Here is a 13,667-nt window from a genome sequence, read left to right on the forward strand (position 1 = left end):
GATGTCCGGCCACTAGAGACAATCCGGCCCATCTCAACAATTCATGCGGACTTCACCGACAATGAACTATCGGCACATCTACCACGCGGGCAATTTTGCCGATGTCTTGAAACACGCTGTTCTCGCGCGCCTCGTCCGCTACATGCAGAACAAGGACAAGGCCTTTCGCGTTCTCGATACCCATGCCGGCATCGGGCTTTACGATCTGTCGTCCGAGGAAGCCCAGAAGACCGGCGAATGGCGTGACGGCATCGGCAGGGTGCTGGAGGCGGAACTCGTGCCGCAGGTCGCCGATCTGCTGGAGCCCTATCTCGTCGCTATCCGTGAGCTAAACCCTGAAGGCGGCCTGAGGCTCTATCCCGGCTCGCCGAAGCTCGCCCGGATGCTGTTTCGCCCGCAGGACCGGCTTTCGGCGATGGAACTGCACCCGGACGATTTTCAGCGGCTGCACCGCCTGTTCGAGGGCGATCATCATGCACGCATCACCGAACTGGACGGCTGGCTGGCGCTCGGCGCGCATCTGCCGCCGAAGGAGAAGCGGGGCATCGTGCTCGTCGATCCGCCTTTCGAGGAGGAAGGCGAATATGAGCGGCTGATCGACGGCCTGGCCAAAGCCTGGCGCCGCTTTCCGGGCGGCACCTATTGCCTCTGGTATCCGATCAAGAAGGATGCGCCGATCAAGCCATTTCACGAGGCGCTGCAGGCGCTGGAAATTCCGAAGATGCTCTGCGCCGAGCTGATCGTCAAAAGCGATCGCGGCTTCACCGGGCTTACCGGCTCCGGCCTCATCATCGTCAACCCGCCCTTCACGCTGAAGGATGAGTTGCATGCGCTGCTGCCGGCCTTGAAGGATATTCTGGCGCAGGACCGTTTCGCCTCGCAGCGCGCCTTCTGGCTGCGTGGCGAACATTGAGATTTATCACATACACATCCCGCAGGTGATTTCATGAGACTTCTTTGCTCGCCCACCTCCCCCTTCTCCAGCAAGGTGCGCATGGCGGCACGCCATCTGGGCATCAAGCTTGAGGAGATCCATGTCGACACGAATGCCGGTCCGACGCTGCTGATCGACAACAACCCGCTCGGCAAGATCCCGACATTGCTGACCGGCGACGGCGAGGCGATTTTCGACAGCCGCGCCATCATGCATTATTTCGACCGGCGCGAGGGTGGGCTCTATCCAACGAAGAAGGGCAAGCGCACCGAGATCGAGGTTCTGGAAGCGCTGATCGACGGCACCAACGAGTGCCTGCTGTCGATCGTCTACGAGCGTCGTCTTCGCGAACCCGAGAAGCAGCATCAGCCCTGGATCGACCGGCAGTGGACGAAGGTCAGCCGCGCCCTCACCCATCTCGATGCAGAACCGCCGAAGATCGGCAAGAAGCTGCATGCGGGTCATTTCGCACTTGCCTCCCTCGTCGGCTATCTGCAGCTCCGCTTCGAAGGACAATGGGAAGCAGACCATGCGGGGTTGACGGACTGGGCGCGCAAGTTCGAGAAGCATTTCCCCGATTTTCCGGCGATGAAGCCGCAGGTCTGACGCTGTTCGGCTCAGCTCTGGCGAGCAGTCTCGGCCTTTACAAAATCGATAAAGGCGCGCAAAGCCGTCGGCAGCTGCCGGCGGCTCGGATAATAGAGGAAAAAGCCGGGATAATAGGGGCACCAGTCCTCCAGCACGCGGATCAGCCGGCCATCCTCTAAAGCCGGCAGCGCGTGATCCTCGAACAGGAAGGCAAGACCGGAGCCATTGACGGCGGCGTCCAGCATGATGTCGAGATCGCCGAGCGTCAGCGGCCCCTGCACCTCGATCTCCAGCTCGATGCCCCCGCGCTCGAACTCCCAGCGATAATATGTGCCGCTCGCGAAACGGTAGCGGATGCAGGGGTGATCTTTCAGATCGTGAGGCGTGAGCGGTTTGGGAAAACGCTGAAAATGCTCGGGCGAGCCGACGATCGCCGTCCGCTGGCGAGGACCGATGGGGACAGCGATCATATCGGCGGAGATGCGTTCGCCGAACCGTATGCCGGCGTCGAAACCGGCGGGGGCGATGCGCGATTTCGCGGCCGGCCATAACCACGGCCAGCCAGGCGATCCCGCACGGCTTGCAAAGTCGGTGATCACGCTTGCTCATTCGGCCAATCTGCCGCTGCGCATGCCCTTCGGCTCGGATACTGTCGGCGCGATCGAGACCAAGAATGACTATGTCGCCAGGGAACTGGCCGACTGGCGCGAACTGGCTGTCTCGACCGATTTTCCGAAGGACGCCGTGTAAACAGTCAGCCTATGAAACGGAAAAAGCCGGGGCGTAAACCCCGGCTTTTTCTTCATTCCATGCCGTCAAGTGATTAGAACTTGACACCGATACCGACCTTGACGCTCTGCTCGTCGTAACCACGAGAGAACCGACCGGAGTCGAGGTCGAAGTTCTTCTTGCCGTAGTCCGTGTAACGGTACTCGAGGCGAGCGGTGATGTTGTTGGTGATGAAGGTTTCAGCACCTGCACCGACCGTGTAGCCAACAGCCGTCTTGCTGTCGGACGAGGTCGCGTCTTCCAGCTTGTTCTGGCCAAGGGCCAGACCGGCCGTGCCGTAGAGCATGAACGGGTTGAAGTCGTAACCGATACGACCGCGAACCGAGCCGTTGACACCGTTCTTGGCGGTCAGGCCGTTGCGGGTGCTGTCGGCACCGGAGTAGCCGAGGTCAGCTTCAACACCGTATACGATCTGGCCCTGCTGCCAGTTGTAGCCGGTGAAGGCCTGGCCGCCCCAGGCGTAGGCGTCGCCGTTGCGGGTGAAGTGACCGGCGTTCCAGTCGCCGGCACCACCGATGTAGAAGCCGGACCAGTTGTTGACGGCCGGAGCTGCTTCCTGAGCGACGGGCGGCTGCGGAATCTGCTCGACAGCGTCAGCGGCGTGAGCTGCGGTGTAGCCGCCGAGAGCGAAAGCGGAGACCATGAGGGTCTTGATAAGAGTACGCATACTTTTCTCCTTTCAGTCCCGTGGGCCCCGCTTACTGTCCTTGACTTCGAAGCGCCACGAGCAATTAAAAATATCCCTCCCGGATCGAGGTTGAAATTGGAATGCAAATGAGGAATTGGAAGAGCCAAAATATGATATCATTGTGGCACAGACATGGCTGAATTTCGATGTTGCTTCATCGCAACAGAGGAATTGTTAACCATAACCAATGGTTAAAGCGTGTATACTTATTTTAATCTAAATATATCCCAAGCTTTACATAAGAAATCTCAAAGAGCGTCATTTGCTCTGCATCTTTTCATATGGTGTATCGACGCCCTATATGAGCGTCGATTGGATAACGACGAGCAAAAGGCAATCTCTTGAGCCAGGAAAAACTACGCACGGCGTTGATAACCGGCGCTTCCAAAAGAATAGGCAGGGCAATTGCCGAGGATTTGTCGGCTAACGGCTTTGCGGTGGCACTGCACGCCAACCAATCCCTTGCCGAGGCAACGGAGATTGTGGCGAAATTGCAGCAAATGGGCCGAAAGGCGATTGCGATCAAGGCCGATCTGCTAGATTTGGCCGAGACGTCAACCCTTGTCAAAAGGGCCACGGATGCTCTTGGCCCGCTCGATCTCCTGGTCAACAATGCCTCAGCTTTCCTCGGCGATTCCGCCGATCGTTTCGACGCGGAAGCCTTCGACGCACATTTCGCTGTGCATGTTCGCGCACCTTCTATCCTGGCTGCCGATTTCGTGCGGCAGCTTCCCGAGCCGCATCCAGGCCTGATCGTCAATATGGTCGACCAGCGGGTCTGGGCGCTGAACCCGCGCTTCTATTCGTATACGCTGTCGAAGGCAGCGCTTTGGACGGCGACACAGACGATGGCGCAGAGTTTCGCCCCCCGCATCCGCGTCAACGCCATCGGTCCCGGCCCGACAGTGCGCAGCGTGCGGCAGAGCGAGGAGGACTTTCAAGCGCAGATCGACGGCCTCATATTAAAGGCGGCGCCGGGGCTCGAAGAATTCGGCCGGACCATCCGCTTTCTTTTTGACACGCCCTCGATCACGGGCCAAATGATAGCGCTCGATGGCGGCCAGCATCTTGCCTGGGAAACGCCAGACGTGTCGGAGAGTGCGGAATGAATGGAAGAAAGCTGCCCGACGGCGGCGTTCTCTATGACGAATCAGAGGATATCGAGGACGACATCGAGGTGGAGGGCGATGCCGCCGCCTCCCCCGTTGCGCCCGTCGATTGGAACGAAGGCGGAAAGAACGAAAGCGGGCTTCGCGGCGCCGAATTGATCGCCGAATTCGTCAAACGGCTGCCGAACAACCCCGGTGTTTACCGCATGTTCAACGAGGCTGGTGACGTGCTCTACGTGGGCAAGGCCCGCAGCCTGAAGAAGCGCGTCTCCAACTATGCCTTGGGCAAGGTGCATTCCAACCGCATCGCCCGCATGGTGCGCGAAACCGCCAATATGGAATTCGTCACCACGCGGACGGAGACGGAAGCGCTGCTGCTGGAAGCGAATCTGATCAAGCGCTTGCGCCCGCGCTTTAACGTCCTGCTGCGCGACGACAAATCCTTTCCCTATATTCTGATCACGGGGGATCATCGCGCACCGGCGATCTTCAAGCATCGCGGTGCCCGCGCCCGCAAGGGCGACTATTTCGGCCCTTTCGCTTCGGCTGGGGCGGTCGGGCGCACCATCAATTCGCTGCAGCGGGCCTTTCTGATCCGCACCTGCACTGACAGCGTCTTCGAGACGCGCACGCGGCCCTGTCTGCTCTATCAGATCAAGCGCTGTTCCGGCCCCTGCACGCATGAGATCAGCGATGCGGGGTACGGCGAACTGGTACAGGAGGCGAAGGACTTCCTTTCCGGCAAGAGCCAGAACGTCAAGGCGCACATGGCGGAGGCGATGAATGCTGCCGCCGAGGATCTGGATTTCGAACGTGCCGCCATTTTCCGCGACCGTCTGGCGGCGCTCTCGCATGTACAGAGCCATCAGGGCATCAATCCGGCCGGCGTCGAGGAAGCCGATGTCTTCGCCATCCATCACGAGGGCGGCATCTCCTGCATCCAGGTCTTCTTCTTCCGCACCGGCCAGAACTGGGGCAACCGCGCCTATTTCCCGAAGGCTGATCCGTCGCTCTCCGGCGCCGAAGTGCTGAACGCCTTCCTCGCGCAATTCTATGACGACAAGCCGGTGCCGCGGCAGATCCTGCTGTCGGAGACGGTCGAGGAAATCGAGCTGCTGGCGGCTGCCCTCAGCGAGAAGGCCGGTCACAAGGTCACGATCCTCGTGCCGCAGCGCGGCGAAAAGCGCGATCTGGTCGAGCATGTCATCGCCAACGCCCGCGAGGCGCATGGCCGCAAGCTGGCGGAAACCGCCTCGCAATCGCGGCTGCTCGAAGGCTTCAGGGAAACGTTCAAGCTTCCCTACACACCGCAACGCATCGAGATCTACGACAACTCCCACATCATGGGCACGAATGCGGTCGGCGGCATGGTCGTCGCAGGGCCGGAAGGCTTCGTAAAAAACCAGTACCGCAAGTTCAACATCAAATCGACCGACATCACGCCGGGCGACGACTTCGGCATGATGCGCGAGGTCATGACTCGCCGTTTCTCCCGGCTGCTGAAGGAAGAAGGCAAGCCTGATCGGGCCGCTGCCGTGGAGGCTGCCGGCACCGATGCAGTCGACCAGCCTTTTCCCGCGTGGCCCGATGTCATCCTTATCGACGGCGGCCAGGGGCAGATGACCGCGGTACGTGCTATCCTCGAGGAACTTGGGATTACCGACAGCGTCATTGCCATCGGCGTCGCAAAGGGTGTCGACCGCGAGGCCGGACGCGAACGCTTCTTCGCCCCTTCGGGCGAAAATTTCACGCTGCCGCCGCGCGATCCCGTGCTCTATTTCATCCAGCGCCTGCGCGACGAGGCGCACCGCTTCGCCATCGGCTCGCATAGGGCGCGGCGCAAGAAGGAGATGGTGAAGAATCCGCTGGACGAGATCGGCGGCATCGGCCCTTCGCGCAAGCGCGCGCTGCTGCAGCATTTCGGCACCGCCAAGGCGGTATCGCGCGCCGCGCTCTCGGATCTCATGGCGGTGGAAGGCATTTCCGAAGCCGTCGCACGGCAGGTCTACAATCATTTTCACGAGGACGCCGCGAAATAGAAAAAGCTGGTCGCAAATTCCACGCAATGGCGGTGAAAAAACAGAAACAATATTGACGATAAGGTTGCCAAACCATCATCTAGGATTTGATCCCAAAAAGTGCGAAGCGGTTTTTGGAGAAGATCGAAACAATCAAATTCCCGGAGCAAGATGAGACCCGAAACCGAGCCTCATCGTGCTCCGTCGAGATAACCGAAACGAAACGATTTCCATGGCTTCGCGCGCTTACAGCATCCCCAATCTGCTCACCTACGGCCGCATTCTCTGCGTACCCCTGATCGTTCTGTGCTTTTTCGTCGAAGGTAAGCTGGAGGGCTCCGATTTCGCGCGCTGGGTCGCGCTGTGGATCTTCGTCATCGCCTCGATCACCGATTTCCTCGATGGCTATCTCGCGCGGATCTGGAACCAGACCTCCAATATCGGCCGCATGCTCGATCCGATTGCCGACAAGCTGCTGGTTTCCGCCATCCTGTTGCTGGTCGCGGCTGACGGCACGATTGCCGGCTGGTCGCTCTGGGCCGCCATCATCATTCTTTGCCGCGAAATCCTGGTCTCCGGCCTGCGCGAATATCTGGCGGCGCTGAAGGTCAGCGTTCCCGTGACGCGGATCGCGAAATGGAAGACGACGGCCCAGCTCGTCGCCATCGCCTTCCTTCTGGCTGGGCCGGCGGGCGACAAGGTGCTACCCTATACGACGGAGATGGGCATCGTCCTGCTCTGGGTCGCAGCGCTTTTGACCATCTATACCGGCTATGATTATTTCCGGGCCGGACTGAAGCATGTCGTGGATGAAGAATGATGACGAAACTCGTCTATTTCGCCTGGGTGCGCGAGCGGATCGGTAAAGCCGAGGAAGAGATTTCCCTTCCCGCCGATGTCGTCACAGTCGGCGATCTACTGAGTCATTTGAAGGGCTTGGGCGAGGAATACGAGGCGGCACTTCAATTTCCCCAGGCGATCCGCGTCGCGATCAACATGGAGCATGCGGAACACGATGAGCCGATCGCCGGAGCGCGGGAGATCGGGCTCTTCCCGCCGATGACCGGGGGGTGAGGAGCGGTCGGGCGAAGCCCGAGCAATCGATCCAGTGAATCGATTGCAGCGACGAACGCCCTGAGCCTTGGCGAAGGGTCAGGAGGCTGCTCAGCATGTTTGCGAAGCCGATCAAGGAAATTGCGATGATTTCACCATTGGTCAAAGTCCAGCGCGAGGATTTCGATCTCCAGGCGGAGATCGACCAACTAACCTCCAGGCGCCACGATATCGGCGCAGTCGTGACCTTCTCGGGCCTCTGCCGCGACGAAGGCGGCACTTTGGGTGCGCTGGAACTCGAACATTATCCAGGCATGGCGGAGGCGGAGATCAACCGCATCGCCAAGCTTGCCATCGAGCGTTTCGAGCTGCTTGGTCTCACCGCCATCCATCGCTACGGCAAGATCGCGCCCGGCGAGAATATCGTGCTCGTCATTGCCGCCGCACCGCATCGGCAGGCCGCCTTCGACGGCGCCAATTTCGTCATGGATTTTCTGAAAACCTCCGCGCCCTTCTGGAAAAAGGAGCATGGCAAGGGCGGAGAAGAAGGCGGCTGGGTTTCGGCCAGGGATGCCGACGATGCCGCGCGAGCCAAGTGGGCCGGCAACAAATAGGCTTCAGGGCACCACTCTTTCACGACGGCTGAGGACCAGCAGCAGCACGAGCAGCGAGAAGATGACGAAATCGCGCCACAGGAACGGGCCGTAAGCACCCCACATCGTCTCCGTCAGCCCAAGAAGTGCCGCTCCGCCCGCCGACTTCAACGGATCGGAATAGCCGCCAACCGCCGCAATCATCAGCACCTTCAGCCCGAACATCAGCCCCGCCCCGAAATCCATCGTTCCGTAATAGGAGGTGGCAAGTAGCCCGCAGATGGTCGCGACGAGTGCGGAGGCGACATAGGCGAGCAGGAAAACGCGATTGGCGCTGGCGCCGCAGAGCTCGGCGGCGAGAGCGTCGTCGGTCACCGCCCGCCAGATGCGCCCCCAACCCGTGCATTTCAGGACATAGGCGCCTGCCAGAATGACAAGGATCATCAGCGCCGTGTTGAGCAGCTGGATCTCTGTCAGCGTCACGCGGAAATCGCCGCTATCCCAGAAGACGATCGGGCCATTCAGGAAGGGCGGCAGCCAGATGCCACGCGTATTGGAGGCCAGCCGGGCGGTTTCCATCAGGATGATCATCATGCCGAGTGCCGCGACGATGACGGTATTCGGGGACTTTCGCGACAGCGGCAGCATGATCGCGCTGCCGACGAAAAGACCGGCGCCGAGCGTATAGCCAGCCGCGATCACGGCACCGAAGGCAAAGGCAGCCGGTAGGATCAGATACATTCTCGTGTAGCCGATATCGGTAAAAAGCACGAGCATCTGGCCGGCAAACGCAAACAGTGCGCCATAGGTGATATCGGCCCGCTTCATGACCCCGAACGCAATGGAATAGCCGAAGGCCAGCGCCGCATAGAGTGCAGCGAGCGGAACGGCATTCGCCAGTTGCTGCAGAAGATAGGCCATTCACTCCCTCCGAGGAACAGGTAAATAGTAACTGGCAAAATGAATTTTACCAGTTATAATTTTCCCTATGAGCTTTTCCTGGACCCCGCATCGTTTTTCCGGTGGCGCGCTCGCGCTCGATGTCGCCAACAGCGTCATCCTGCGCCATGACGACGAGCGCCGAATCGACCGTTTCGAAGCGCATGGACAGATGGAAAGCTTTCCGAAGGCAGCCACCAATTTCTGCGCGGAGCGGGCGCTCTTCGGCGATATCCTGCCGGTGAGACAGGAGAACAGAACCGATTTCATTGCCCTCCGCGAGTTGATCGACCGCTATTTCCGGGCACGCGTTCTTGGAGATGCTGCGGATCTGCTGCTTTCGGACCTGCTTGCGGCCTTGGCTCGCGTCCTGAAGCGCGCCTCACCCGATGGGCTCGATGCCGCGACGGTACATTCGACGCTGCGCCTCATCGCCATGCCCGATCCCGAGCGAATGAAGATCTGCCGCAACTGCGGCTGGCTCTTTATCGACCGCAGCAAGAACAAAAGCCGCGCCTGGTGCGACATGGCGGTTTGCGGCAACCGCGCCAAGGCAAGCCGGCACTACCGGCGCAAGAAGGAGGAGACTGCGCCATGACGATAAGAAGGATTATGCTGACAACGATAAGTGCCGGGATCATCGCCGGTCTGGCGCTGGCCGGCTGCCAGCGGAAGGACGATGAAGGCCCGACGCAGCTCACCGGCCGCCTTTTCGTCTTCAACTATCGCGTGGCGAGCGCAAGCTACATGATTACGCTGAAGAAGATCGCCCCAATCCCTGAGGGAACGACGGCCGTTGCTGAATTCGAAAATCCCGCCGGCGGTGATCCGCTTGTCGTCAACCAGAAGATCTATTCCTTCTGGGACAAGATCACGCTGGAAAGCCCGGACCTTCATTGCGTGCGCAAGGATCGCCCCTATTCCGTCTCGATCAAGCTGGTGGATGCCAGCGACAAGACGATCCAGACGATCAAGACCGAGGTCAAATCCGATCTGGACCAGACCGTGCTGCCGACGAAGCCGCTGGTCGTCGGCCCGGTCTATACCGCCAATCCAGATGTCTTCAAGGGCGATGGCAGTGCCGATTACGGGCATGATGCCGCCTGCCCGGCATGAAAAAAGCCGGGATGCGAAATCCCGGCTTTCATGAGTCATTTCAAATCGTTCAGCGCAGAAGCTGAAAGGCTGATTCAGCCGACGATTTCGGTTTCGGAGAACCAGTAGGCGATTTCGACGGCAGCCGTTTCCGGAGCGTCCGAGCCGTGAACGGAGTTTTCGCCGATCGACAGGGCGAAGGTCTTGCGGATCGTGCCCTCATCAGCGTTGGCCGGGTTGGTCGCGCCCATGATCTCGCGATTCTTCAGGATGGCGTTTTCGCCTTCCAGAACCTGAACGACGGTCGGGCCGGAGGTCATGCCTTCAACGAGTTCGCCGAAGAACGGACGTTCCTTGTGAACGGCGTAGAAGCCTTCAGCTTCGCGCTTGCTCATCCAGACGCGCTTGGAGGCGATGACGCGCAGGCCATTGTCTTCAAAAACCTTGGTGATGGCGCCGGTCAGGTTGCGCTTCGTCGCGTCCGGCTTGATCATCGAGAAAGTACGTTCAATCGCCATGGGTCCATTCCTTGTAATCAGAGAAAAGTGGGCGGTCTTTACCTGCCCCAAGGCCCGAAAACAAGGGGGATCGGCCAATTTCACGCCGCTGTCACAGTTGACGCAATCGATTCGCAATCGGCCGCTGGCACTGCGACGGTTTATTTGCAAACTTGGCGGCGACATCGCCGCACCATTGAGGAGAGGTCATATGCTCAAACATTTCAGGATGCTGGCCGACTACAATCGGTGGGCCAATGTGCAGGTCTATAATGCCGCAGCAGACCTCAGTGATCCCGAATTCCATGAAGACCGCGGTGCCTTCTTCGGCTCGCTCCACGGAACGCTCAATCATCTGCTGATAGCGGACCGGCTGTGGATGCACCGTTTTAACGGCACTGGCGGAGTGCCGGCGTCACTCGATACCGTCCTGCACGACACGCTTGAAGGACTTTACAGCTTACGGGAGGCGGAAGATCGAAATATCATGACCTGGCTGGAAACGCTCGATGCCGATGCACTTGCCGTCGACATTACCTATACCTCGATCCTGCGCCCGGGCGCCATCATCGTTCCCCTCCATGCGGCGGTATCCCATATGTTCAACCATCACACCCATCACCGCGGCCAGTGCCACACTATCCTCACATCTTTGGGGAAACCGTCTCTGGTGCTAGACCTCCTGCATTTCCTGCGCAGCGAAGGACAGCACTGGATGTAGCCAAGGGGAGAACCGTCGTTTCCCGTCTTCGCCCAGACGTTGATCACATGCCTCATTTTGTTGCGCTGTGGCGAGGATCGGCCGTTTTGTTCATGTTCCCTTAACCTGCGAACCTGCAGATTGACGAGATATATCAGCTCACGGTCAAAGGCAGGCATGAAGAACTCGCAGACAAGCGTTTCGGCATATTCCATCGATGACGATGAAACGGAAACCGAGCTTGAGGTTATCGGCCGCTTCATGACGCGGCTGAAGGTGAAAAACCTGCCGCGCAACTATCAGCTCTTCTATGAAGCGCTCTATGGCCAGGACCGCTGTCTTGCCGAAGAGATCGAGGCGCTTGGCCCCCTTCCCTCGCAAAGCGGGCTCGACGAGATCGGCCTGAAGCATCGCCTGGTCAGCCATTGCGGGCTGGTGGCGCGCAAATCGGAAAGCGATGCGGCCGAGATGCTGCGCGAAGTCGCCGATCAGCTCGCCAAGGGGCTGATGAAAAAGCAGCATTTTGCTCGCGAGATCGACACGACTCCACATGCCAATGCTGCACTCGACAGCCTCAATGCCTCGCTCAGCAATCTCATGCTCTACGAAACGGAGCTGACCGAGCGGCTGCGTAACTGCGCCAACCTCTCGAAATCCTCGCAAAAGGCCAGCGTCTAAGCGACTTCGCACTCTTGCCTTCGGCGCCGAGTTCGGCCAAAACCGCGCCATGATTTCGATTTCAGATCTTTCCGCCCGCATTGCCGGCCGCCTGCTCATCGACCATGCCAGCGTGACGCTTCCGCCGGGCACGAAGGCGGGCCTCGTCGGCAAGAACGGTGCCGGCAAGTCCACGCTGTTCAGGATCATCACCGGCGATCTCGCCGCCGAAAGCGGCTCGGTCTCGATCCCCCGCAATGCCCGCATCGGCCAGGTGGCGCAGGAGGCCCCCGGCACCGAGGAGCCTTTGATCGATATCGTCCTGGCAGCGGACAAGGAGCGCTCCGCACTGCTGGCGGAAGCCGAGACCGCGACCGATCCGCACCGCATCGCCGATATCCAGACGCGGCTTGCCGATATCGATGCGCATTCGGCCGAAGCGCGCGCCGCCAGCATCCTGGCCGGCCTCGGCTTCGACCACGAAGCGCAGAAGCGCCCGGCCTCCTCCTTCTCAGGCGGCTGGCGCATGCGCGTCGCCCTTGCGGCCGTCTTGTTTTCCGAGCCGGATCTCCTGCTGCTCGACGAACCGACGAACTATCTCGACCTTGAAGGCACGCTCTGGCTGGAGGATTACATCCGCCGCTACCCGCACACGGTCATCATCATCTCGCACGACCGCGATCTGCTGAACACGGCGGTCAATTCCATCGTGCATCTCGACCAGAAGAAGCTTACCTTCTATCGCGGCTCCTACGACCAGTTCGAACGGCAGAAGGCCGAGGCGGACGAGCTGCAGATGAAGGCAAAGGCGAAGAACGACGCGGCCCGCAAGCATTTGCAGAGCTTCATCGACCGCTTCAAGGCCAAGGCCTCGAAGGCGCGGCAGGCGCAATCGCGCATCAAGGCACTGGAGCGCATGGGCACCGTCGCCGCCGTCATCGAAGACCATGTGATGGGCTTCAGCTTTCCGGAACCCGAAAAGCAGCCTGCCTCGCCGATCATCGCGATCAGCGGCGGCGCTGTCGGCTACGAGCCCGGCAAGCCGATCCTGAAGCGCCTGAACCTGCGCATCGATGCCGACGACCGCATCGCCCTGCTCGGCTCGAACGGCAACGGCAAATCGACCTTCGCGAAGTTCATTTCCGGTCGGCTCGGCGCAGAGAGCGGCGATATCAGGCTGGCGCCGAACCTGAAGATCGGCTTCTTCGCCCAGCATCAGCTCGATGACCTCATCCCCAACCAGACGGCCGTCGAGCATGTACGCCGCCGCATGCCCGAAACGCCGGAGGCGAAGGTGCGCGCCCGCGTCGCCCAGATCGGGCTTGCGACGGAGAAGATGGACACGCAGGTCAAGGATCTCTCCGGCGGCGAGAAGGCGCGGCTGCTGATGGGCCTTGCCGCCTTCGATGCACCGAACCTTCTGATCCTCGACGAACCGACGAACCATCTGGACATCGACAGCCGCAATGCGCTGATCCAGGCGCTGAACGATTATTCCGGCGCCGTCATACTGATCTCGCACGACCGCCATCTGATCGAAGCCACCGTCGACCGGCTCTGGCTGGTGCGCGACGGCACCGTCTCGACCTTCGATGGCGATCTTGAAGAATACCGCAGCCTCGTCGTCGCCAGCCCGAAGTCGAAGGACGAGAAAGTCAAGACGAACGGCATCGACGAGTACGTTTCCAAGGCGGATCAGCGCAAGCTCAATGCCGATCGGCGCGCGTCGCTTGCGCCGCTCAAGAAGAAGATCAATGAAATCGAATCCTTGACCGGCAAGCTTGAGAAACTGATTCAGGCCCTTGATGCAGAGCTTGCGGATCCGGCCCTTTACGAAAAGGCGCCGGCAAAGGCTGCAGAAAAGGCAAAACAGCGCTCTGATGCCGCTGAAAAACTCGCCGCAGCCGAGGAGCAATGGCTGGAACTTTCATCGGAATACGAAAGCGGCATGGCCGGCTGAAGCACATCGCGATCTTAACCGTTTCGCAGCCGATCCTAACCGATCAT

At 59.9% G+C, this 13,667-nt stretch carries 15 protein-coding genes and 2 pseudogenes; 13 read left to right on the forward strand and 4 right to left on the reverse strand.

What is annotated here, in order from left to right:
* Positions 1-61: 61 nt before the first annotated feature.
* Both FHT84_RS15080 and FHT84_RS15085 read left to right on the forward strand, forming a co-directional pair.
* Positions 62-913 (forward strand): 23S rRNA (adenine(2030)-N(6))-methyltransferase RlmJ, encoded by an 852-nt coding sequence (locus FHT84_RS15080; protein WP_113250666.1) that lies wholly within the window; start codon positions 62-64, stop codon positions 911-913.
* Between the two features lie 33 nt (positions 914-946).
* The gene (locus tag FHT84_RS15085; RefSeq protein WP_183763163.1) at positions 947-1,540 is read left to right on the forward strand and encodes a glutathione S-transferase; all 594 of its coding nucleotides are present in this window, start codon (positions 947-949) and stop codon (positions 1,538-1,540) included.
* Between the two features lie 11 nt (positions 1,541-1,551).
* Here FHT84_RS15085 and FHT84_RS15090 read toward each other — a convergent pair.
* Positions 1,552-2,040, reverse strand: a pseudogene (locus tag FHT84_RS15090) (LysR substrate-binding domain-containing protein); the annotation flags it as partial.
* On the opposite strand from FHT84_RS15090, the pseudogene FHT84_RS15095 reads away from it, so the two are divergent.
* A pseudogene (locus FHT84_RS15095) lies at positions 2,036-2,272 on the forward strand (short-chain dehydrogenase/reductase); the annotation flags it as partial. The pseudogenes FHT84_RS15090 and FHT84_RS15095 overlap by 5 nt on opposite strands.
* Positions 2,273-2,345: 73 nt before the next feature.
* Here the strand turns inward: FHT84_RS15095 and FHT84_RS15100 are convergent.
* Positions 2,346-2,978: an outer membrane protein gene (locus FHT84_RS15100; RefSeq protein WP_112344117.1), complete on the reverse strand. Its 633-nt coding sequence runs from the start codon at positions 2,976-2,978 to the stop codon at positions 2,346-2,348.
* 362 nt (positions 2,979-3,340) lie between these two features.
* On the opposite strand from FHT84_RS15100, the gene FHT84_RS15105 reads away from it, so the two are divergent.
* From FHT84_RS15105 to FHT84_RS15125, 5 genes are all read left to right on the forward strand, one after another.
* Entirely contained in the window at positions 3,341-4,108 is a 768-nt protein-coding gene (locus FHT84_RS15105) for an SDR family oxidoreductase (protein ID WP_113250669.1), read from the forward strand.
* Entirely contained in the window at positions 4,105-6,147 is a 2,043-nt protein-coding gene (gene uvrC, locus FHT84_RS15110) for an excinuclease ABC subunit UvrC (protein WP_113250670.1), read from the forward strand. Before FHT84_RS15105 ends, uvrC begins: the two co-directional genes overlap by 4 nt.
* Before the next feature lie 211 nt (positions 6,148-6,358).
* Positions 6,359-6,946 (forward strand): CDP-diacylglycerol--glycerol-3-phosphate 3-phosphatidyltransferase, encoded by a 588-nt coding sequence (pgsA, locus tag FHT84_RS15115; RefSeq protein WP_112344114.1) that lies wholly within the window; start codon positions 6,359-6,361, stop codon positions 6,944-6,946.
* Positions 6,946-7,200 carry a molybdopterin converting factor subunit 1 gene (gene moaD / locus FHT84_RS15120; protein ID WP_069616328.1) on the forward strand — a complete coding sequence of 85 codons (255 nt, stop codon included), beginning with the start codon at positions 6,946-6,948 and terminating at the stop codon, positions 7,198-7,200. The genes pgsA and moaD overlap by 1 nt, the downstream gene beginning before the upstream one ends.
* 125 nt (positions 7,201-7,325) lie before the next feature.
* On the forward strand, positions 7,326-7,793 hold the full coding sequence (locus FHT84_RS15125; protein ID WP_113250761.1) for a molybdenum cofactor biosynthesis protein MoaE: 468 nt from the start codon (positions 7,326-7,328) through the stop codon (positions 7,791-7,793).
* A gap of 3 nt (positions 7,794-7,796) precedes the next feature.
* On the opposite strand, the gene FHT84_RS15130 is transcribed toward FHT84_RS15125, so the two are convergent.
* Positions 7,797-8,693 carry a branched-chain amino acid ABC transporter permease gene (locus FHT84_RS15130; RefSeq protein ID WP_113250671.1) on the reverse strand — a complete coding sequence of 299 codons (897 nt, stop codon included), beginning with the start codon at positions 8,691-8,693 and terminating at the stop codon, positions 7,797-7,799.
* 67 nt (positions 8,694-8,760) lie between these two features.
* On the opposite strand from FHT84_RS15130, the gene FHT84_RS15135 reads away from it, so the two are divergent.
* Together FHT84_RS15135 and FHT84_RS15140 are read left to right on the forward strand one after the other, a co-directional pair.
* Complete coding sequence (locus FHT84_RS15135; RefSeq protein ID WP_113250672.1) at positions 8,761-9,309, forward strand: CGNR zinc finger domain-containing protein; 549 nt, start codon at positions 8,761-8,763, stop codon at positions 9,307-9,309.
* A complete protein-coding gene (locus FHT84_RS15140) occupies positions 9,306-9,827 on the forward strand; it encodes a hypothetical protein (RefSeq protein WP_112344111.1) in 522 nt (173 codons plus the stop codon). Before FHT84_RS15135 ends, FHT84_RS15140 begins: the two co-directional genes overlap by 4 nt.
* 74 nt (positions 9,828-9,901) lie before the next feature.
* On the opposite strand, the gene ndk is transcribed toward FHT84_RS15140, so the two are convergent.
* Entirely contained in the window at positions 9,902-10,324 is a 423-nt protein-coding gene (gene ndk / locus FHT84_RS15145) for a nucleoside-diphosphate kinase (protein ID WP_113250673.1), read from the reverse strand.
* 190 nt (positions 10,325-10,514) lie between these two features.
* Here ndk and FHT84_RS15150 point away from each other — a divergent pair, with 190 nt between their 5' ends.
* The 3 genes from FHT84_RS15150 to FHT84_RS15160 all read left to right on the forward strand — a co-directional run bounded on the left by FHT84_RS15150 (position 10,515) and on the right by FHT84_RS15160 (position 13,620).
* Positions 10,515-11,024 carry a DinB family protein gene (locus tag FHT84_RS15150; protein ID WP_113250674.1) on the forward strand — a complete coding sequence of 170 codons (510 nt, stop codon included), beginning with the start codon at positions 10,515-10,517 and terminating at the stop codon, positions 11,022-11,024.
* Between the two features lie 156 nt (positions 11,025-11,180).
* Entirely contained in the window at positions 11,181-11,681 is a 501-nt protein-coding gene (locus FHT84_RS15155; RefSeq protein ID WP_113250675.1) for a hypothetical protein, read from the forward strand.
* 49 nt (positions 11,682-11,730) lie between these two features.
* A complete protein-coding gene (locus FHT84_RS15160) occupies positions 11,731-13,620 on the forward strand; it encodes an ABC-F family ATP-binding cassette domain-containing protein (RefSeq protein WP_183763160.1) in 1,890 nt (629 codons plus the stop codon).
* Positions 13,621-13,667: the final 47 nt, after the last annotated feature.

The sequence above is a fragment of the Rhizobium sp. BK289 genome (assembly GCF_014193575.1).
Classification (GTDB): Bacteria; Pseudomonadota; Alphaproteobacteria; order Rhizobiales; family Rhizobiaceae; genus Rhizobium; species Rhizobium tropici_C.